18 protein-coding genes are annotated in these 21,119 nt (G+C 56.9%); 12 read left to right on the top strand and 6 right to left on the bottom strand.

Annotated elements, in window-relative coordinates:
* Window positions 1–23 precede the first annotated feature (23 nt).
* The 4 genes from ruvC (at window position 24) to GRH90_RS07305 (ending at window position 3,810) form a co-directional block, all read left to right on the top strand.
* Window positions 24–545, top strand: coding sequence for a crossover junction endodeoxyribonuclease RuvC (gene ruvC, locus GRH90_RS07320; RefSeq protein WP_162365284.1), 522 nt, complete (start codon window positions 24–26; stop codon window positions 543–545).
* A 223-nt stretch (window positions 546–768) separates the two neighbouring features.
* Entirely contained in the window at window positions 769–1,389 is a 621-nt protein-coding gene (ruvA, locus tag GRH90_RS07315) for a Holliday junction branch migration protein RuvA (RefSeq protein ID WP_162365283.1), read from the top strand.
* An 8-nt stretch (window positions 1,390–1,397) separates the two neighbouring features.
* Entirely contained in the window at window positions 1,398–2,405 is a 1,008-nt protein-coding gene (gene ruvB, locus GRH90_RS07310; protein WP_162365282.1) for a Holliday junction branch migration DNA helicase RuvB, read from the top strand.
* 1,180 nt (window positions 2,406–3,585) lie between these two features.
* Window positions 3,586–3,810, top strand: coding sequence for a SymE family type I addiction module toxin (locus GRH90_RS07305; RefSeq protein WP_162365281.1), 225 nt, complete (start codon window positions 3,586–3,588; stop codon window positions 3,808–3,810).
* A 382-nt stretch (window positions 3,811–4,192) separates the two neighbouring features.
* Here the strand turns inward: GRH90_RS07305 and GRH90_RS07300 are convergent, their stop codons facing one another.
* The 3 genes from GRH90_RS07300 to znuC form a co-directional block, all read right to left on the bottom strand.
* Entirely contained in the window at window positions 4,193–4,927 is a 735-nt protein-coding gene (locus GRH90_RS07300) for a metallophosphoesterase (RefSeq protein WP_162365280.1), read from the bottom strand.
* Window positions 4,928–5,659: 732 nt separating this feature from the next.
* A complete protein-coding gene (znuB, locus tag GRH90_RS07295; RefSeq protein WP_162365279.1) occupies window positions 5,660–6,445 on the bottom strand; it encodes a zinc ABC transporter permease subunit ZnuB in 786 nt (261 codons plus the stop codon).
* Window positions 6,442–7,197 (bottom strand): zinc ABC transporter ATP-binding protein ZnuC, encoded by a 756-nt coding sequence (gene znuC / locus GRH90_RS07290; protein ID WP_162365278.1) that lies wholly within the window; start codon window positions 7,195–7,197, stop codon window positions 6,442–6,444. The genes znuB and znuC overlap by 4 nt, the downstream gene beginning before the upstream one ends.
* Before the next feature lie 74 nt (window positions 7,198–7,271).
* On the opposite strand from znuC, the gene znuA reads away from it, so the two are divergent.
* The 3 genes from znuA (at window position 7,272) to lpxM (ending at window position 10,670) form a co-directional block, all read left to right on the top strand.
* Entirely contained in the window at window positions 7,272–8,204 is a 933-nt protein-coding gene (gene znuA, locus GRH90_RS07285; RefSeq protein WP_162365277.1) for a zinc ABC transporter substrate-binding protein ZnuA, read from the top strand.
* Window positions 8,205–8,216: 12 nt separating this feature from the next.
* Window positions 8,217–9,560: a murein DD-endopeptidase MepM gene (mepM, locus tag GRH90_RS07280; protein ID WP_162365276.1), complete on the top strand. Its 1,344-nt coding sequence runs from the start codon at window positions 8,217–8,219 to the stop codon at window positions 9,558–9,560.
* A gap of 153 nt (window positions 9,561–9,713) precedes the next feature.
* Window positions 9,714–10,670 carry a lauroyl-Kdo(2)-lipid IV(A) myristoyltransferase gene (gene lpxM / locus GRH90_RS07275; RefSeq protein ID WP_162365275.1) on the top strand — a complete coding sequence of 319 codons (957 nt, stop codon included), beginning with the start codon at window positions 9,714–9,716 and terminating at the stop codon, window positions 10,668–10,670.
* Between the two features lie 150 nt (window positions 10,671–10,820).
* Here lpxM and pyk read toward each other — a convergent pair whose 3' ends face one another.
* Together pyk and GRH90_RS07265 are read right to left on the bottom strand one after the other, a co-directional pair.
* The gene (gene pyk / locus GRH90_RS07270; RefSeq protein WP_162365274.1) at window positions 10,821–12,263 is read right to left on the bottom strand and encodes a pyruvate kinase; all 1,443 of its coding nucleotides are present in this window, start codon (window positions 12,261–12,263) and stop codon (window positions 10,821–10,823) included.
* Window positions 12,264–12,448: 185 nt separating this feature from the next.
* Window positions 12,449–13,318, bottom strand: coding sequence for a MurR/RpiR family transcriptional regulator (locus GRH90_RS07265; protein ID WP_162365273.1), 870 nt, complete (start codon window positions 13,316–13,318; stop codon window positions 12,449–12,451).
* A gap of 327 nt (window positions 13,319–13,645) precedes the next feature.
* On the opposite strand from GRH90_RS07265, the gene zwf reads away from it, so the two are divergent.
* Together zwf and GRH90_RS07255 are read left to right on the top strand one after the other, a co-directional pair.
* Window positions 13,646–15,121: a glucose-6-phosphate dehydrogenase gene (gene zwf, locus GRH90_RS07260; protein WP_162365272.1), complete on the top strand. Its 1,476-nt coding sequence runs from the start codon at window positions 13,646–13,648 to the stop codon at window positions 15,119–15,121.
* Window positions 15,122–15,235: 114 nt separating this feature from the next.
* Entirely contained in the window at window positions 15,236–15,877 is a 642-nt protein-coding gene (locus GRH90_RS07255; protein ID WP_162365271.1) for a bifunctional 4-hydroxy-2-oxoglutarate aldolase/2-dehydro-3-deoxy-phosphogluconate aldolase, read from the top strand.
* Between the two features lie 80 nt (window positions 15,878–15,957).
* Here GRH90_RS07255 and purT read toward each other — a convergent pair whose 3' ends face one another.
* Window positions 15,958–17,136 (bottom strand): formate-dependent phosphoribosylglycinamide formyltransferase, encoded by a 1,179-nt coding sequence (purT, locus tag GRH90_RS07250; RefSeq protein WP_162365270.1) that lies wholly within the window; start codon window positions 17,134–17,136, stop codon window positions 15,958–15,960.
* Between the two features lie 229 nt (window positions 17,137–17,365).
* Here purT and GRH90_RS07245 point away from each other — a divergent pair, with 229 nt between their 5' ends.
* The 3 genes from GRH90_RS07245 (at window position 17,366) to GRH90_RS07235 (ending at window position 21,090) form a co-directional block, all read left to right on the top strand.
* Window positions 17,366–18,103, top strand: a complete 738-nt coding sequence (locus GRH90_RS07245) for a YebF family protein (protein ID WP_162365269.1) — start codon at window positions 17,366–17,368, stop codon at window positions 18,101–18,103.
* Between the two features lie 154 nt (window positions 18,104–18,257).
* On the top strand, window positions 18,258–18,911 hold the full coding sequence (locus GRH90_RS07240; RefSeq protein ID WP_162365268.1) for a tellurite resistance TerB family protein: 654 nt from the start codon (window positions 18,258–18,260) through the stop codon (window positions 18,909–18,911).
* Between the two features lie 97 nt (window positions 18,912–19,008).
* A complete protein-coding gene (locus tag GRH90_RS07235; protein WP_162365267.1) occupies window positions 19,009–21,090 on the top strand; it encodes a S9 family peptidase in 2,082 nt (693 codons plus the stop codon).
* Window positions 21,091–21,119 lie beyond the last annotated feature (29 nt).

Below are 21,119 nucleotides of genomic sequence, written 5' to 3'. Positions count from 1 at the left end.
GCTAGCCTGGGCGGTGCCCGGATATGACCATTATCCTCGGTATCGATCCCGGTTCCCGTATCACCGGTTACGGCATTATCCGCCAGCAGGGAAGGGTGTTGACCTATCTCGGCAGCGGTTGCATTCGTACCAAGGTGGACGATCTGCCCAGCCGGCTGAAGCTGATTTATGCCGGCGTCAGTGAAATCATCACCCAGTTCCAGCCGGATTTTTTCGCTATTGAACAAGTGTTTATGGCGAAAAACGCCGATTCCGCCCTCAAGCTCGGCCAGGCGCGCGGCGTCGCCATCGTGGCGGCGATGAACCATGAGCTGCCGGTGTTTGAATACGCCGCTCGCCAGGTGAAACAAACGGTGGTCGGCATCGGCTCGGCGGACAAAAGCCAGGTCCAGCATATGGTCCGGGTACTGCTCAGATTATCCGCCAGTCCCCAGGCGGATGCGGCCGATGCCCTGGCGATTGCCATTACCCATTGCCATGTCAACCAGAACGCGCTGCGCATGGGCAACAGCCGCCTCAACCTCTCCCGGGGCCGCTTGGGGTGAAGACCCGACGGCGCTAGGATCAATCAACGCGCGCGTGAGCTTGACGCGGGCATGATGGGCAAGAAGGGTGAAGCGTAGCGCGCCGGCAATGGATTTGCGGCGTCTTTAGGATCTTGTCCATTATGCGCCTAGGCGCGAACTCGGCTGGATATTCATCCAGCCTTTATTATGTTATAAACATTCCATCGCGACATGATAAATAAGCCCTGAAAGGAAGGTAAATGTGATCGGACGTCTTAGAGGCATCATCCTGGAAAAACAGCCGCCGCTGGTGCTGCTCGAGATCCATGGTGTAGGTTATGAAATCCATATGCCCATGACCTGTTTTTATGCGCTGCCCGAAACCGGCGTGGAAGCGATCATTTATACTCATTTTATCGTGCGGGAAGATGCCCAACTGCTGTTCGGCTTCACCAACAAACAGGAACGCGCGCTGTTTCGCGAACTGATCAAGGTGAACGGCGTCGGCCCCAAGCTGGCCCTGGCCATACTTTCCGGCATGTCGGCGCAGCAGTTTGTCAATACCGTCGAGCGGCAGGAAATCAGTGCGCTGGTCAAGCTTCCCGGCGTCGGCACCAAAACCGCCGAGCGCCTGGTGGTGGAGATGAAAGACCGCTTCAAGGGCATGAACGGCGATTTGTTCGCCCTCGGCGGCGGCAGCGAGATTCCCCTCACCGCGCCGGCCAACGGCAAAGCGGATGCCGATCCGGAAGCGGAAGCGGTTGCGGCCCTGGTATCCTTGGGTTATAAGCCTCAGGAGGCCAGCCGCATGATCAATAAAGTGGCCCGGCCGGATGCCGATTGTGAATCGATGATCCGCGACGCCCTGCGTGCCGCGCTGTGAGGTAGAGGATGATTGAAGCAGACCGTTTGATTTCCGCCGGCGTGGTGATAGCGGAAGAGGTGATCGACCGGGCCATCCGGCCGAAGACCCTGGAAGATTATATCGGGCAGCCCCACGTACGCGAGCAGATGGAAATCTTTATCGAGGCGGCCAAAATGCGCGGCGACGCGCTCGATCACCTGCTGATTTTCGGGCCGCCGGGCCTGGGGAAAACCACCCTGGCGCATATCGTCGCCAATGAAATGGGCGTTAACCTGCGCAGCACCTCCGGGCCGGTATTAGAAAAACCCGGCGATCTGGCGGCAATGCTGACCAATCTCGAGCCGCACGACGTGCTGTTTATCGATGAAATCCACCGCCTATCGCCGGTGGTGGAGGAAGTGCTCTATCCGGCGATGGAAGATTACCAGTTGGATATCATGATAGGCGACGGACCGGCCGCCCGGTCGATTAAAATCGAGCTGCCGCCGTTTACCCTGGTGGGCGCCACCACCCGCGCCGGCTCCCTGACGTCTCCGCTGCGCGATCGTTTCGGCATCGTCCAGCGCCTGGAATTTTACCAGGTGGCGGATTTACAGCATATCGTCAAACGCAGCGCCCAATGCCTGGATCTGAGCATTACCGAATCCGGTTCCCATGAAATAGCCAAACGCGCCCGCGGCACGCCGCGTATCGCCAACCGCCTCCTGCGACGGGTCAGGGATTTTGCCGAGGTTCGCGCCCAGGGTAATATTACCGATGATGTGGCGGTCAACGCCCTGAATTTGCTTAATGTCGATACCGAGGGTTTCGACTTTATGGACCGCAAACTGCTGCTGGCGATTATCGATAAGTTTATCGGCGGCCCGGTCGGGCTGGATAACCTGGCGACGGCTATCGGCGAAGAAAGAGAAACCATCGAGGATGTGATTGAGCCGTATTTGATCCAGCAGGGGTTTATCCAGCGTACGCCGCGGGGAAGGATTGCGACGGCGTTTGCGTATAAGCATTTTGGGATAGTGCGCGGGGAGATATAGCGATTAGCCATAATCGCAGCTGGCCAGGCGGTGGTTGCCTTTTGGCGGTTGGGTGGGTTTCGCTTGCCGCGCGTGGTGGCGGACTTTCGGCGGCTGGGTGGGTTTCGCTTGCCGCGCGTGGTGGCGGACTTTCGGCGGCTGGGTGGGTTTCGCTTGCCGCGCGTGGTGGTGGGCTTTCGGCGGCTGGGTGGGTTTCGCTTGCCGCGCGTGGTGGTGGGCTTTTGGCGGCTGGGTGGGTTTCGCTTGCCGCGCGTGGCGAGTTTTTATGCCGCACCGTGCGGGCAATCGACGAAGGGCCGGCAGTCGCCCCGGCCCTTTCGAAACCCGGGCTCCCGGCAGATCGCGCGCCGCTGCGCGGTGCCTTCCGACCCGATCCACGCCCTATGGACCGCACGGTACGCGCTCCCGGCGCGAACCGTCCTCTCGCCGCATCCCTGCGGCTCGTCCGGCCGTGAACCGTGCCGTCAGCGCGCTTGATGCCGGGTCAAGGTCAAAAGCAAGTTCAAGGTCAAAAGCAAGTTCAAGTTCAAGGTCAAAACAGATTAAAAAGCATGTTTAAGGTTAAATGCAGGTGCAAGGTAAACAGCATAGGCTAAATAAGCCATTTGCTGCTGCATACCGGCGAAATTAAAATTACAAGCCGTGAAGTGAATTAAGGTATAAGCGTATAGGTCGTGTGTGCCGATAACGACTGTATAAAATAGTGAAAGGCCATGGTTGTGGTAATTTCTTTATTGTATTTAGAATGATAGTTATAGTATCTTAATTATATATCAACAAATACTAAAACTACGCTTGAGACTATAGAGAACAGTATAGTTGGATGATTATAAATTTTTATGGGAATATGGATAATTGGATAAACTAACTCAACTAACATTATTTTTATATTTTTCTGTCGACTTTTAATTCATTCACTGGTAACTTAACCGGTATAAACCCCCTCAATATAACTTAAGAGACGGTTGGAACATAAAGTGAGGGTTTCATTCATTACGCTAGGAGTATCATCCTTTAGTACTTTTATAAATTATAATGCATGTAATAAAAGTATACTTATTTCTGCGCTCTCTATCAATATAATTAATTGAATAATAAATATATTAAGTAATGACGCGATGGCAAAGAGTTAGCGCTCCTGACCACCGCTCACCATCAGCAACTATAAAAGGTAGTTACCATGGCTAAAAAGAATTGTAAGTCAGAATCCCTCACATCCCAAGCAAAAGTTGAAACCCATTTTTATACTGTGGGCTACGTTCCAAATGGCGGTAAGCGCAACGCGCCGCCCGCGCTGCATATTAAAGGCCGATGGCTGCATGGATGCGATTTTTTTACCGGCCAATGCGTCACCATTACCGCCAAAAATGGTCAGCATATTATCGATGCGGAACTGTTGGTTTAATTTATTAATAAAATAGTAACTATAAATAATTCATGTTCTAATTATATTTTTAAAAAAGTAATTGCGTAATCAGTTTAATATGGGAATTAATCTTATGTCTGAACTCGGGTGTTTTTTACAAGGAGCGGCAGCGTGTGGTTGATCTTGCCCGGCAACGCGCACGTCGCTGAACTTAGATTAACCGCGACACTGAACAGGTTAGCAGCAAAACTAAACCTATTGTTAAACGCCAATTTGGCATCTAATCAATGAAATAGTCCAGTAAGATGCCGAGATCTACGTCGTTGCGGTACTGCATTATAAGGATATATTCGCGGATTGCTTAAAAGTGGCTATATTAGCGAACCGGCAAAGTGATAACTGATGATTCCGAAACAGTGGATTAAACGGAAATATGATGGCTCGCCATGGAGCCATTTACCCAGCGATGGACCATAAGTGAAGGCGGGTCGTCGGCGGGGGGAACGGTTTCCAATCCGAACCATGCAGGGTTCGCGGGGCAAATGGATCCGCAGATGTAGGCGGGAATCGCCGCCAAGGTGCTCGCCACCGGTCGATGAACATGCCCAGTCGCTATGGCAATGGGCCGCCGCGGATTGTTTCGCAAAAGCTCACCAAATTTTACAGCGTCGCGGCACATGATGTGATCCATTGTAGGAACACCGCTTTGGAAAACGTGATGGTGCATAAACAGCATTGATGTTCCAGGGCCCTCACTGGATAGGGTCTCCTCCAGCCAAGGAAGATGTTCAACCACGCTGCCTGCGGAAGTTCCCTCGACCGTTGAGTCAAGTCCGATAAGGCGAATATCATCCATATCCGCCGTAAAATGCAATGCTCCCGAGGCGTCGTCGGTCCAGTAACTACAGCCCAAAACGGAGCGCATTACCGCACAGTTATCGGAATTACCCGGCAGGATGAAGGCAGGATAGTGTCTCTTATCCAGGCGTGCCGCGATTGTTTCGTAGCCGTCGAACCAGTCATTATCAATTAAGTCGCCGGAGAGGACCATGACGTCCGGTTCAATGAAATCGAGCCACGCCAGGGCGCGGTCAAGCCTGGACACGTTGTCATTGTCTGGGGCGGCATGAATGTCTGAGATTTGGGCGATAATCACGCGGACCTCCTGCGTCAAGCAACATCAATGGACCAACTTTGCTGTATACATCGGGGGTAACGTTACCGCCTGCTATAAACGTCTGCCGATTGGTAAATTCAGCCGCCCACCATACATCAACGTAGCGCTGGCCAGACAAGGGCATACCCGATATTGACACAATATTCAGGGAACTAACGATGTTCTTAATATGCCATTTATAACATACCCTGAGTAATCCCGTTCAACATTATAATATAACCACTGCCTCAAAGGCCCGGGTCAGTTAAATCTTGGCGTTGATTATAATTGACCGCCGGCTTGGCTTTGAGCATATTTTTGGCCGTGGCCCTAATATCATTCATGACCATGACCATGACCATGACCATGACCTTGACCTTGGGCCGGCATAAAGTCCGCCGACGAGGCTTGTCCCGTCCGTGCGAGCCGCAGGGATGCGGCGAGAGTGAAGGTCGCGCCGGGAGCGCGTCCTGAGCGGCGCGAAAGGCGGGATAAGGTGAGGAGGGCACCGCGCAGCGGCGGGCGATCTGCCGGTAGCGCGGGTTCCCAGGGCCGGGGCGACTGCCGGCCCTGGGTCGCTTGCCGGCACGGTGCGGCATAAAACCCCGCCCCACACGGCAAGCGAAACCCTCGCCGGACTTACACGCCAGCCCGAGAAGTATTCACATGCCAGCCCGAAAGGTACTCATCTGCAAACCCCCAATCGCGCCCGCTACGGCAAAATACCTATCCCTACACCCGCTGCCGGTTAAACAAACTCAATCCAAACAGCACCGACGCGCACAGCACCACCGACGGTCCCGCCGGCGTGTCATACCAGGCCGATAACGTCAATCCGCCGGTCACGGCAATCACGCCGGTCACGACCGCCAATAGCGCCATCTGCTCCGGCGTGCGTGAAAAACGACGCGCGGCGGCGGCCGGGATAATCAGCAGCGAGGTGATGATCAGCGCGCCGACAAATTTCATCGCCAGGCCGATGGTCAGGGCGGTGACCAGCATCAGCAGCAGTTTTACCCGCGGCAAATGGATACCGTCCACGTGGGCCAGCTCGGGACTGATGGTGACCGACAGCAGTGCCCGCCATTGCCAGGCCAGCAGTATCAACACCACCGCCACGCCCGCGGCAACCAGCAGGATATCATCCAGGGTGACCGACAGCAGATCGCCAAACAGATAGGCCATCAGGTCCACCCGTACATTCGACATCAGGCTGACCACCACCAGGCCCAGCGACAGTGCGCTGTGGGCCATGATGCCGAGCACGGTGTCGATGGCCAGCTGCGGATAGCGTTCCAGCCATACCAAAATCAGCGCCAGCGCCAGGGTCACGGCGATGACCGCGTAAAAGGGATTGATATTGAGCAACAGGCCGAAGGCGACGCCGAGTAACGAGGCATGGGCCAGCGTGTCGCCGAAATAGGACATCTTGCGCCAGACGACGAACGATCCCAGGGGGCCGGCCGCCATGGACAGCAGTACGCCGGCCAGCCAGCCGGGCAGCAGCAGTTCAATCATAACGCGCTGTCCTCGTGCCGGCGCACCACCTGGCCCTGCAAGTCGTGGGCATGATTATGGTGATGCCGGTAAACAGCCAGCTGTTCAACCCCGTGGTAACCGAACATGGCGATGAATTCCGGATGGGTGGAGACGATTTCCGGCGTGCCGGAGCAGCAGATATGCTGGTTCAAACACAGCACCTCGTCGGTTTTCGCCATCACCAGATGCAAATCATGGGACACCATCAGCACCCCGCAGCCCAACGTGTGGCGAATTTGGTCGATCAGATCGTATAGCGCCACCTGGCCGCTCACGTCCACGCCTTGGGTAGGCTCATCCAATACCAGCAGCTGCGGCTTATTGAGCAGCGCGCGGGCCAGCAGCACCCGCTGCATCTCGCCGCCTGACAATTTCTGCATCGGCTGTTCGAGCAGATGGGCCGCCTGCACCCGCGCCAGGGCGGGAACCACCTCGGATTTATTGACCCCGGGCCGCAGGCGCATAAAGCGGCCGACCGTCAGCGGCAGGGTGACATCCAGATGGATTTTTTGCGGCACGTAGCCGATACGCAGCCTGGCATCGCGCGCGAGGATGCCCGACGTGGGGACAATCAGGCCGAGCACCACCCGCACCAGGGTGGATTTCCCGGCGCCGTTCGGCCCCACCAGCGTCAGGATCTGGCCGGCGCGCAGCGCAAAGGAAATATTGCTTAAAACGTGTTTTTGCCCAAAGGAGACGGAAATATGATCGAGCGTTACCAGATTGGTCATGTGAATTACAGTTGCGAAACGGCTAAAATGTTATAATATCACACGCCCAACCGTTGCCGAAGAGAATTATCGCCATGAATCCGCTTAATAAAAAAGCCACTCGCCTGCTGTATGCCGCGGCGCTAACGCTGGTCCTGTCCGGCGGCCAGGCCATGGCTAATATAGTGACGTCGATAAGGCCGCTGGGGTTTATCGCCTCCGCCATCGGCGACGGCGTCGTGCCGACCGATGTTTTGCTGCCCGACGGCGCGTCGCCCCATGACTATGCGCTGCGTCCTTCCGATATTAAACGCATCCAAAGCGCCGATTTGGTGGTCTGGGTCGGGCCTGAGCTGGAAGCCTTCCTCAGCAAGCCGGCGGCGGCGCTGCCGGCCGGCAAAAACCTGATGCTGTCCGCGCTGCCGTCTATCCAGCCTCTGCTGATGAAAGGGGCCGATCACGACGAACCCGCGGGGTCCGGACATGCCGATGATCATCATCATGGCGAATATAATATGCACCTGTGGATGTCGCCGGAGATTGCTAAACAGGTTGCTTTCGCCGTTCATGACCAATTATTGCGACTGATGCCCGAGAAAAAATCACAATTAGATGCGAATCTGCTGTTTTTCACTGCGGCATTGACAAAAAATGACAAAAATATCGCTACAATGCTAGCGCCGGTGAGCGGAAAAGGGTATTTCGTCTTTCACGATGCCTATGGCTATTTCGAAAAACATTATGGTTTGAACCCCTTAGGGTATTTCACCGTTAATCCTGAAATACAGCCCGGCGCTCAGGCACTACACCATATTCGAACACAGCTGGTTGAGCAAAAAGCCGTGTGCATTTTTGCTGAGCCACAATTCAGGCCAGCCGTTATCAACGCTGTAGCCCAGGGAACGAGCGTGCGTATCGGCACCCTCGACCCGTTGGGCACCGGTATCGCATTGGGCAAGGCAAGTTATATCGACTTCCTGCTGCAATTGACGAACCAGTACGTGAGCTGCCTGGAGAAGAACTCATGAGGACAGGAATAAGTGCAGCAGATACTTCGCTCTATCACCCTGGCGTATAATAATCTGCCCCGGCCCCACCGCGTCATGCTGGGGTCGTTAACCGTAGTGACCCTGGCCGTCGCGGTCTGGCGGCCTTATGTATACTCCCCGGTCATGGCACCCACCGTCAGCCGGCCCGCGTCGGTCATCAAATCGCCAACGACGGGCGCGCCGCCGGTCGATCTTGCCCCGGAGGCCAGCGAGCCTATCGATCAATCCTCCGCAGATAACGACGACGACGTCCCGCCGGAAGATGAGCTGGACGAAAAGGTCGCGGATGAAACGGGCGTGCATGAGTATGTGGTCTCCACCGGCGATACGCTCGGCAGCATCCTGACGCAGTACGGCATCGATATGTCCGATGTCGGCCAATTGGCCCAGCAGTTTCCCGATCTGCGTAACCTGAAGATTGGCCAGCAGATTTCCTGGACCCTGAACGACGCCGGCGAACTGCAACGCCTGACCTGGGAAATGTCCCGGCGTGAAACCCGCACCTACGACCGTGTTGACGGCAACTTCAAGCAGAGCGTGGCCAACCAGGTCGGCGAGTGGAAAAACACGACGCTGGCCGGCCAGCTTAACGGCAGTTTTGTTAACAGCGCGCGCGCGTCGGGCTTGTCCAACGCGGAAGTCAGCGCGGTAATCAAGGCAATGCAGTGGCAGCTTGATTTTCGTAAATTGCAAAAAGGCGATAAATTCGCCGTGCTGACGTCCAGGGAGATGCTCGATGGGCGAAGTGAGCAAAGCGAACTGGTCGCGGTGCGCATCAACACCGGCGGCAAGGATTATTACTCCTTCCGCGCCGAGGACGGCAAGTTCTATAACAACGACGGCGCCGGCCTGGCGCGTGGTTTTATGCGCTTCCCGACCATGAAGCAGTTTCACGTGTCATCCAACTACAATCCCCGTCGTTTAAATCCGGTCACCGGGCGTGTGGCGCCTCATCGCGGCGTCGATTTCGCTATGCCGGTGGGCACGCCGGTGCTGGCGGTGGGCGACGGCGAAGTGGTGGTCAGCAAAAACGGCGACGGTGCCGGTAACTATGTGGCCATCCGGCACGGGCGGCAATACACCACCCGCTATATGCACCTGAAAAAGTTGCTGGTGAAACCGGGCCAGAAGGTGAAGCGCGGCGATCGCATCGCGCTGTCGGGCAATACCGGGCGCTCCACAGGTCCGCATCTGCATTATGAAATCTGGATAAACCAGCAGGCGGTCAATCCGCTCACCGCGAAGCTGCCGCGCACCGAAGGGCTGAGCGGCAAGGAACGCCTGGACTACCTGGCGCAGGTCAGGCAGGCAATGCCGCAGCTTCAATTCAACTGATATGGTATCTTAACGGCAGCCGGTGGATGATCGGCTGCCGTTTTAAGTTTATGATTATCTATACATAACGCCAAGAAGGGACATAGAGCCCGCCCAATCAATTGACAGCACGGGTCTTCGACCGCCTGGGCAATTGACAGCAAAGAGAGTTGCATGGAAAACGATAACAAGATTACCGCCGTTGAATTTGTGCCGACCTTCAAACCCGAATTTTATCACCCGCGCTACTGGGGCGTGTGGTGCGGTATCGGCTTAATCGCCGGCGCAACCTATATTCCGCCGCGTGTGCGCGATCCGGTATTGGGCGCCCTCGGCCGTTTGGTGGGGAAATTCGCCAAGGGCGCGCGCCGTCGCGCCAGGGCCAATCTGCGCTACTGCATGCCGGAGTTGAGCGAGCCGGCGCGGGAAAAAATCATTGATGATATGTTTGCCACGGTACCGCAGTCGACGGTGCTGATGGCCGAGCTGGCGTGCCGGAACCCCGAGCGGTTGCTAAGCCGGGTTCACTGGCATGGCGAAGAGATCATCGAACAGGCAAAACAGCGGCAGCGCAATATTATTTTCCTGGTGCCGCACGGCTGGGCGGTGGACGTGCCGGCCATGCTGATGTCGGCCACCGGCCAGAAGGTGGCCGGGATGTTCCATAACCAACGCAATGCGTTGGTGGACTATATGTGGAATCGGGTGCGTCGTCGGTTTGGCGGGCGTCTGCATGCCCGTAACGACGGGGTTAAGCCTTTTGTCAGCTCGGTGCGGCAAGGATGGTGGGGCTATTATCTGCCCGATCAGGATCACGGGCCGGAGCATAGCGAGTTTGTGGATTTTTTCAGTACCTATAAGGCGACGCTGCCGGCTATCGGCCGCCTGATGAAAATTTGCCGGGCGGCGGTGATCCCGTTGTTTCCAGTCTACGACAGCAAGACCAGCCGGCTGGATATTTATGTGCGTCCGCCGATGGACGATATTGCGGGCCGGGACGATCGGTATATTGCCCGGCGGATGAACGAGGAAGTGGAAAACCTGGTGGGGCCGAATCCGGAACAATATACCTGGATCCTGAAACTGCTGAAAACGCGCAAGCCCGGCGATCCCGATCCCTATAAGCGCTGATTGCTCCGCACGGGCGCTGCCCCCGATTGGCTAATGGTGTTAAGCAGGACTTGGGGGACAGCCCTGCTTGTCGGGGCTGGGGAAGAGGGCCCCTGGCGAGCCAGATAGCGCCCGGGCGCCTTCGCCGCCCAGGGCCCGTTACTGATTTGGCTACTCTACCAGCAGGATGCGGCTGGTGTTGGTGGTGCCCACCATGCTCATCACATCGCCCTGGGTGATAATCACCAAGTCGCCCGACATCAGGAAACCTTTATCGCGCAGCAGGTTGGCGGCATGGGTAGCCGCGGCCACGCCGTCGCCGTCGCTGTCGAAATAGACCGGCGTCACCCCGCGATAGAGCGCGGTGAGATTCAGCGTATGCTCATGCCTGGACAGGGCAAAAATCGGCAGGCCGGAGCTGATGCGCGACATCATCAGGGGGGTGCGGCCTGATTCGGTCATGGTGATAATGGCGCTCACCCCTTTCAGATGATTGGCCGCGTACATGCTGGACATGGCGATGGCTTCTTCGATATTGTCAAACTGCACGTCCAGGCGATGTTTGGATACATTGATGCTGGGGATCTTTTCCGCGCCCAGGCAGACCCGCGCCATGGCCGCCACCGTTTCCGCCGGATACTGTCCGGCCGCGGTTTCGGCGGAGAGCATCACCGCGTCGGTGCCGTCCAGCACCGCGTTCGCCACGTCCATGACTTCGGCGCGGGTCGGCATCGGGTTGGTGATCATCGATTCCATCATCTGGGTGGCGGTAATCACCGCGCGATTCAGCTTGCGGGCGCGACGGATCAGTTTTTTCTGGATGCCGACCAGCTCCGGATCGCCGATTTCCACGCCCAGATCGCCACGGGCCACCATCACCACGTCGGAAGCCAGGATAATATCGTCCATGGCCTCGTCGCTGGCGACCGCCTCGGCGCGTTCCACCTTGGACACGATCTTGGCGTTGCAGCCGGCGTCGCGGGCCAGGCGGCGCGCATAGTTGAGATCTTCACCGGTACGCGGAAAGGAGACCGCCAGGTAATCCACGCCGATTTTAGCGGCGGTAATGATATCGGCCTTATCCTTTTCGGTCAGCGCGGGCGCCGAGAGTCCGCCGCCCATTTTATTGATGCCCTTGTTGTTGGACAACGGGCCGCCCACGGTCACCTCGGTAAATACCTTCATGCCCTGGACTTCCCGTACTTTCAGCTGTACGCGGCCGTCGTCAAGCAGCAGGACATCGCCGGGAACCACATCGCCGGGCAGGCCTTTATAATCAATGCCGACGCTTTCCCGATCGCCCTCGCCGACGCCCAGGTTGGCATCAAGGAGAAACTTATCGCCGACGCTCAGGAATACCTTGCCTTCCCTGAAGGTCGACACGCGAATCTTCGGCCCTTGCAGATCGCCGAGTATTGCCACATGCCGTCCCAGCTTGGCGGCAATTTCACGTACTTTATTGGCCCGATTGAAATGATCTTCCGCAGTACCGTGGGAAAAATTAAGGCGAACCACATTGGCGCCGGCGGCAATAATTTTTTCCAAATTATTGTCGCGGTCGGTGGCTGGCCCCAGGGTAGTTACAATCTTGGTTCTTCTGAGCCGTCTGGACATGGATAACTCCGTTGACTTGGGCATTATTGGTGTAGCGAAAACATCGAAACCGACGGTAACATGAGATTGCGGCAAGATATGCCGCGCGTTTCCGTAAGTCCGGCTGTATTAAAACGTTCCCCATCTTTGCGTCGCCCGGTGGAGCCAGGGCTGTCATGAGAGGTTATTTTTCATATCTTACGATATTAATCAAATTTATATGCTGCTGAATCGACTTTATCAAAGCGCGATTCCCTTAACGCTTCCTTGACCCGCTTCAAGTTATCCCTGAATTTTGCGCCGCGGCGCAGGGTAAATCCGGTGGCGAGGACATCGATCAGGGTCAATTGGGCAATGCGCGATATCATCGGCATAAAGACATCGGTATCCTCGGGCACATCCAGGGCCAGCGTCAGCGAAGCCTCGTGGGCCAGCGGCGAGTACGGGGACGTGATGGCGATAACGGTGGCGTCATTCTCCCGCGCCAGCCCGGCCAGGTCCACCAGCATTTTTGTCCGGCCGGTATGGGAGATCAGCACCACCACGTCGCCTTCGCTGGAATTCATGCAGCTCATGCGCTGCATCACGATATCCTCGGAATAGACGATGGGGATGTTAAAACGAAAAAATTTATTCATGGCGTCGTGGGCGACAGCCGCGGAAGCGCCCAGGCCGAAGAAGGAGATTTTCTTCGCCTGGGTCAGTAAGTCCACCGCCCGGTTGACCGCGCTGATGTCAAGGCGGGTTTTTACCTGCTCCAGGCTTGCCATGGTGGATTCAAAAATTTTTACCGTGTAGGAATCAACGCCGTCATTCTCATCCACATTACGGTTTACATAAGGTGTACCATTAGCCAAACTCTGTGCAAGCTGCAATTTGAAATCAGGATACCCTTTGGTATCAAGGCGACGGCAAAAACGGTTGACGGTAGGTTCGCTCACGTCGGCCATCCTGGCCAATATGGCAATGCTGGAATGAATAGCGGTCTGCGGCGAAGCCAGGATCACCTCCGCCACCTTGCGCTCGGACTTACTCAGCAATTCCATATGACTGTTAATTTTTTCCAGCATGTTCATAAGTTAATAGCTCATGGGTTTCACCGATTTCACACAAAGGAGAAATCATTACCGATTTGTTGAAATATACTACGACCCGCGGTGCAAAGGCAGTTAATCTGACCGGCACGGCAGGTTTTTTGCCAGACTATGAGCTGTGTCTAGCTTTCATAAGTGTAATGTATTGACAAAAATGTTAATAAATTACATTTTCGTTGGGGGCATGGTGCATTTTCAGGCGCAAATATGCGTTGTCACGCGGTTTTTATGGCAATTTTTTGGCCGGCATCAAAATAAAACCATTCAAAATGTAATAAAATTACAAACATCCTGCACGAGGAGAGGAACATGGCGCTAACATCCATAGCCCAGGCATGCGATCTGGTTATTTTCGGCACCAAAGGCGATCTGGCACGCCGCAAGCTGCTGCCGTCGCTGTATCAGCTGGAAAAAGCAGGTTCCATTCACCCGGAGACGCGTATTATCGGCGTCGGCCGGGCTGATTGGGACGTGAAAGCCTATACCAAGGTGGTGCGCGAGGCGCTGGAAACCTTTATGAAGGAACCCATCGACGAGAAACTGTGGAAAACGCTTAGCGGCCGCCTGGATTTTTGTAACCTTGATGTTAACGAAACCAAGCATTTCAACCGGTTGGGGGAAAAACTCGACCAGGAAGCCCGCACCACCATCAACTATTTCGCCATGCCGCCCAATACCTTTGGCGCCATCTGCCAGGGCCTGGGCCAGGCCGGCCTGAATAAAGAGCCGAGCCGGGTGGTCATGGAAAAACCGCTGGGCACCGATCTGGCGTCTTCGCGCGTTATCAACGATCAGGTGGCGGAGTATTTTAAAGAGTGCCAGGTATACCGTATTGACCATTACCTGGGTAAAGAAACGGTGCTAAACCTGCTGGCGCTGCGCTTTGCCAACTCCCTGTTCGCCACCAACTGGGATAACCGGACTATCGATCATGTCCAGATTACCGTGGCGGAAGAAGTGGGCATAGAAGGGCGCTGGGGGTATTTTGACAAGGCCGGCCAGATGCGCGACATGATCCAAAGCCATCTGCTGCAGATCCTAAGCATTATCGCCATGTCGCCGCCATCCGATCTGACCACCGATCGCATCCGCGATGAAAAAGTGAAGGTGCTGCGCGCCCTGCGGCCAATCGACCATACCAATATGCGCGATACCACGGTGCGCGGGCAATATACCGCGGGGTTCGTGCAGGGTAAAAAAGTGCCCGGCTACCTGGAGGAAGAGGGCGCCAATAAGTCCAGCAATACCGAAACCTTTGTCTCGATCCGGGTGGACATCGACAACTGGCGCTGGGCCGGCGTGCCTTTCTACCTGCGGACCGGCAAGCGTTTGCCGACCAAATCTTCCGAGGTGGTGGTGTATTTCAAAAACCCGGCGCTCAACCTGTTCCGCGATTCCTATCAGGTGCTGCCGCAGAACAAGCTGACCATCCGCCTGCAGCCCGACGAGGGCATGGATATTGAAATCCTCAACAAGGTGCCAGGGCTTGATCATAAACATCGCCTGCAAACCACCAAGCTGGATTTAAGTTTCAGCGAAACCTTTAGCCATGAGCATTTGGCGGACGCCTACGAGCGGCTGCTGCTGGAAACCATGCGCGGCATCCAGGCGCTGTTCGTGCGCCGCGACGAAGTGGAGGAGGCGTGGACCTGGGTGGATTCCATTATGGAAGCCTGGGCATCCGACAATGAAGCGCCTAAGCCTTATCAGGCCGGCACCTGGGGACCGGTGGCGTCGGTTGCCATGATTACCCGTGACGGGCGCTCCTGGAACGAGTTCGAATAATACCGCATTCCCAACCGGTGCCGGATAATACGTCCCGCACCGGTAATTTTTAACCGCGCGTGGTGTTAACAATGTGAACCCGCGGTGATGATGTTTATACGGAGACAGAAAGTCATGAATAACTGGAAAACAAGCGCGGAAACTATCCTGACCTCAGGCCCGGTAGTGCCCGTTATCGTTATCAATAAGCTGGAACATGCGGTTCCCTTGGCCAAGGCGCTGGTCGCCGGCGGGGTACGCGTGCTGGAAGTGACCTTACGCACCGTCTGCGCAATGGACGCTATCCGCGCCATAGCCAAAGAAGTTCCCGAGGCCATCGTCGGCGCGGGCACCGTGACCAACGTAGAACAACTGGCTGAAGTCACCGCCGCCGGCGCCCAGTTCGCCATCAGCCCTGGCCTGACCGAGCCGTTGCTTAAAGCCGCCGTCGCGGGCACCATTCCATTGATTCCAGGCATTGCCACCGTATCCGAACTGATGCTTGGTATGGATTACGGCCTGCGTGAGTTTAAATTTTTCCCGGCCGAAGCCAACGGCGGCGTCAAGGCGCTGCAAGCCATCGCCGGCCCGTTCTCGCAGGTGCGTTTTTGTCCCACCGGTGGTATTTCACCGAAAAACTACCGCGATTACCTGGCGCTGAAAAGCGTGCTGTGCATCGGCGGCTCCTGGCTGGTGCCGAACGACGCGCTGGAAGCGGGCGATTACGCGCGCATCACCGAGCTGGCTAAAGACGCGGTGTCCGGCGCCAAGCTCTAAAAGCATGTCCTGGTAAATATAAAAAGCCAGGCTCCCTGTTACCGGAAGCCTGGCTTTTTTATTAAGTTTTGCCGGGGATATCAGCCGCTGACCTTGACCGCCGCCGCGCAGGCCTTGGCAGTCCTCACCGCGTCTTCCACCGTGTCCGCCATGGCCAATGCCACGCCGAGCCGGCGCTTGCCGCTTATCCCGGGCTTGCCGAACAGCCTGATCTGCGTATGGGGTTTCAGCGCCTGCCCAAGACCGCTAAAACGCACATCGGTACTGTCCAGTTCCGGCAGGATGACCGCCGAAGCCGCCGGGCCGTACTGGCGTACGGCGCCGACCGGCAGTCCCAGGAAAGCGCGCACATGCAGGGCGAACTCGGAAAGATCCTGTGATATCAGGGTCACCATGCCGGTATCGTGCGGACGCGGCGAAACCTCGCTGAAAATCACGTCGTCGCCGCGCACAAACAGTTCGACACCGAATAATCCCCTGCCGCCGAGGGCGGTTACCGCTTTCTGCGCAATGTCGCGCGCGCGCTGCAACGCAAGCACGCTCATTTGCTGTGGTTGCCAGGATTCGCGGTAATCGCCGTCTTCCTGGCGATGGCCGATGGGATCGCAAAAATGGATACCGTCGACCGCGCTGACGGTGAGCAGGGTAATTTCAAAATCAAAGGCGACCAGCCCTTCGACAATCACCTTGCCGCCGCCGGCACGGCCGCCCTGCTGGGCATAGGTCCAGGCCGCGTCCAGGCCGGCGGCGTCGCGCACCAGGCTCTGGCCCTTGCCCGATGAACTCATCACCGGCTTGATGATCAGCGGATAACCGATGGCCGCCACCGCCTGCTCCAGTTCGGCGCGGTCGGCGGCAAAACGGTAGGTGGAGGTGGGCAGTCCCAGGGTCTCGGCCGCCAGGCGGCGGATGCCCTCGCGATTCATGGTCAGGCGGGTGGCCTGGGCGCAGGGCACCACATGATGGCCCTGTTGCTCCAGGGTCACCAGCATATCGGTGGCAATGGCTTCAATTTCCGGCACGATAAAATCGGGGCGTTCCAATTCAATCACCGCCCTGAGCGCCTCACCGTCCAGCATATTGATGACGTGCGCGCGGTGGGCGACGTGCATTGCCGGCGCATCGGCATAACGATCGACGGCAATCACTTCCACGCCCAGCCGTTGACACTCAATGGCCACCTCTTTGCCCAGTTCGCCGCTGCCGAGCAGCATAACCCGCGTAGCGTTGGGACGTAACGCCGTTCCAATGATTAGCATACGTTTTCACCTGACTTGATAAAAATTGCGCGCAGTATAAACGAAAACGTTTGCGTATGCAGCAGCACCGGTGAATCGCCGCTCATTCCGACGGGCAGACGCGGCCGGGGCGGAAAGAAAATATCCGGCTTTTGCCGTAGTTCGTATAATTCCCGTTCTCAAGGTAAATTTAACAGGCTATTATCATTCAATACCTTGAGACACGGATTACAGGACAAGTGGAGGATTTATGCATAAAACGGGAATCGGCCGGATAGGCGTTATCGCTATCGGCATGATGCTATCGTCAATCGCGGCGGCGGAAGATCAGGCGCCGCCGGTGGTGGCGCCAGCAACGGCCGCGCAAACGTCAACGGACAGCAGCTCATCCACCACACAACAGGCCGACGGCCAGTCGCAGGATGCCCAACCGGCTACCGCCGCCCCGGCGCAGACGACGCCGGCGGATCATGCCGCCCCTGCCAGCGAGCCGGCTAAAAAACCGGTGACGGACAAACCCGACGCCGATAAACCGGCCGTTGACAAACCCGCTGCCGACAAACCGGCCGCAGATAAAGCGGCGGCCGATAAATCCGCCAATGATAAACCCGCGCCGGCTAAAAAAGCCGCCCCGGCGGATAAAGCCGCCAAGTCCGATACCGCGGCGCCCGCCGCCGCGCCCAAGGAACCGGTCAAAAAAAACCAGCCTGGCAAAATCTATAAGGTTTCGGCCTGTCCCGACCAGAACGCCCCCCAGGTGGCGGAGTTGATTAAGCAGGACTACACCCAGAACCGTTTCCCCCATACCGACGACGATAAAAAAGCCCTAGGCGATACCATTGTCGCGCAGGTGAATCCCGAAGATATTACCGGCAGCGGGGATAATTGGCAGGCGCCGCTGAAAATCCGCGGCCAAACCGCCGATCGCGCTTACCTGGTTGACCTTGATTGCGAAAAAGGCGAAATAAGTTATTCCCTCCAGCCGTAACCCTCCTACCGGACGCGCGGCGTAAACGCGCGTCCGGCGAGGGTTCCTCCAGCTATCTTTGCAAACCCTTTTAATAACTTGACACTAAATCCTCTAGCTTAGGTGGTGTGGCACCGGCCATCGCCCGGCATACACTACCGAATGGGGAACGACAATGAATCAATGGATGCATAAAATCCAGGCCATGGTCCAGCCGAAGGGCGGCCAGGGCGGCGGCGCTAACCTGGCCGGACTGCTGGCGCCCGGCGCGCTCGGCGGGCTGGTCGGCCTGCTGGTGGCGAATAAATCCTCGCGCAAGATGGTTGGCGCGGTGGGCAAAAATGCCTTGTTTATCGGCGGCGGCGCCGCGATAGGCGCGGTTGTTTGGGATCAGTACAAAAAACGCGTGCGCGACGCCCATCAAAATGACCCGCAGTTTACCCAGCCCGCCACCCCGGTTGACCGGCGTACCCAGCGGCTGGTGATGGCGCTGGTGTTTGCCGCCAAGGCCGACGGCCATATCGACGACAGCGAGCAGCGATCCCTACGGGAAAGCATGCATCAGTTGGGGTTAGGGGAGGATGTTGAGCATCTGGTCCAGGACGCCATCGCCCAGCCGCTGGACCCGGAGCGCCTGGCGCGGGATATTCACAGCGAGGACGAGGCCCTGGAGATCTATTACCTCAGCTGCGCGGTGGCCGACGTCGATCATTTTATGGAGAGGAGCTATATGGATGCGCTGGCGCGTGCCCTGAAAATTCCTGACGACGTAAAAACCGGGCTGGAGCAACAGGTTAACGCGCGCATCGCTCACGTCCCGACGCGTTAATCATCCCCGCCGGGCGAGGGCGATAGCTTGCGCTGCGCTTGGCAACCCGCCATATTCGTGCCACTCTATTTCTTATGAGAAATAAGGAAGGGTGCGTATGAGATTTCCCCCGATAGCTGAGAAAAGACCACATAACCTGACCGTGCATGGCGAGACACGTGTCGATAATTATTATTGGCTGCGCGATGACAAACGTGAAGACCCGGCTGTACTGGACTATCTGGCCCAGGAAAATACCTATGGCGAAGCCATGATGGAGGGTCACGAGGAACTGCGGCACCGGTTGTTCACCGAAATGGTGGAGCGCATACCCCAGCAGGATCGCTCGGTGCCCTATGTCCGCCGTGGTTACCGTTACCAGAGCCGCTATGAGCAAGGCAACGAGTATGCCATCTACACCCGCCAGCGCGTGGATCTGGATGAGGCGGCGGAGTGGGACATCCTGCTTGACGGCAACAAGCGCGCGGCGCAAAGCGAATTCTATACCATGGGTTCGCTTGAGATCAGTCCCGATAACGCCATCATGGCGGCGGCGGAGGATTTCCTGTCGCGGCGCTTATATGGTATTCGTTTTAAGAACCTTGCCCGCGACTCTTGGTATCCGGAAGTGATTGAAGACGCTTCGTCGGGCTTTGAGTGGGCCAACGACTCGCAAATCCTCTACTATGTGCGCAAGCATAAAAAAACGCTGCTGCCCTATCAGGTCTACCGCCACCGGGTCGGCACGTCCACGGGGCTGGATGAGCTGGTGTATGAGGAGCAGGACGACGCCTTTTACGTCAGCGTGCATAAAACCACCTCCGAGCGCTATATTATCATTGCGCTGGGCAGCACCACCTCAGGCGAAATCCTGCTGCTGGACGCCGACGATCCGCAGGCGCGCCCGCAGGTGTTCCTCACCCGCCGTCACGACCACGAATATTCGCTGGATCACTTCCAGGGCCATTTTTATGTGCGCTCCAATCGCGACGGCAAGAATTTTGCCCTCTACCGCGGCGAAACGGGCGATGAAAAGCTATGGCAGCCGGTGATCCCGCCGCGCGATGACGTCGTATTGGAAAGCTTCACCCTGTTTAACGATTGGCTGGTGGTGGAGGAACGCCACCAGGGCCTGACCAGCCTGCGGCAGATCCACTGGCGAAGCGCCGGGGAGAAGGGCATCGCCTTTGACGACCCGACCTATGTCACCTGGCTGGCCTACAATCCCGATCCCCATACCCAGTGGCTGCGCTATGGCTATTCTTCCATGACCACGCCGACCACGCTGTTCGAACTGAATATGGAGACCGGCGAGCGCAGGCTGCTCAAACAGTCGCAGGTGAAAAATTTCAACGCCGGGCATTATCGCAGTGAGCGGCTATGGGTCACCGCCCGCGACGGCGTTGAAGTCCCGGTATCGCTGGTTTATCGCCAGGATCTGTTTCGCCAGGGGCACAACCCGCTGCTGGTGTACGGCTATGGCTCCTACGGCAGCAGCATGGACCCGGATTTCAGCGCCAGCCGGCTTAGCCTGCTCGACCGTGGTTTTGTGTTCGCCCTGGCGCATATTCGCGGCGGCGGGGAATTGGGCCAGCAGTGGTATGAGGACGGCAAGCTGTTTAATAAGCTGAATACCTTCCACGACTTTATCGACGTCAGCCGCTACCTGCTGGACAGCGGCTACGGCGACGTCAAGCAGGCGTTTGCCATGGGCGGCAGCGCGGGCGGCCTGTTAATGGGCGCGGTGATCAATATGGCGCCGGATCTGTTTAAAGGGGTGGTGGCGCAGGTGCCGTTCGTGGATGTCGTCACCACCATGCTTGATGAAAGCATACCGCTGACTACCGGCGAATATGACGAATGGGGCAATCCGGAAGAAAAAGAGTATTACGACTATATGAAGCGCTACAGTCCCTACGATCGGGTCAGCGCCCAGCCCTATCCGCATCTGCTGGTCACCACCGGCCTACATGACTCCCAGGTGCAATATTGGGAGCCGGCCAAATGGGTGGCTAAACTCAGGGCGGCGAAGACCAACGATAACCTGCTGCTGCTGTGCACCGACATGGATTCGGGACACGGCGGTAAATCCGGGCGTTTCAAGGGTTATGAGGGTATTTCGATGGAATATACCTTTATCCTGTCCCTGACGGGGCAGGCAGCATCGCAGGATGCCGGCACGGCGGCGCCGGCAAAATAGGTCAGGAACGGCAGCGCGCGCGTCGACGC

The organism is Acerihabitans arboris (assembly GCF_010131535.1).
In the GTDB taxonomy this organism is placed as follows: Bacteria; Pseudomonadota; Gammaproteobacteria; order Enterobacterales; family Enterobacteriaceae; genus Acerihabitans; species Acerihabitans arboris.
The sequence above is the reverse complement of the archived record's forward strand: the minus strand, read 5'-3'. Positions and strand labels throughout refer to the sequence as shown.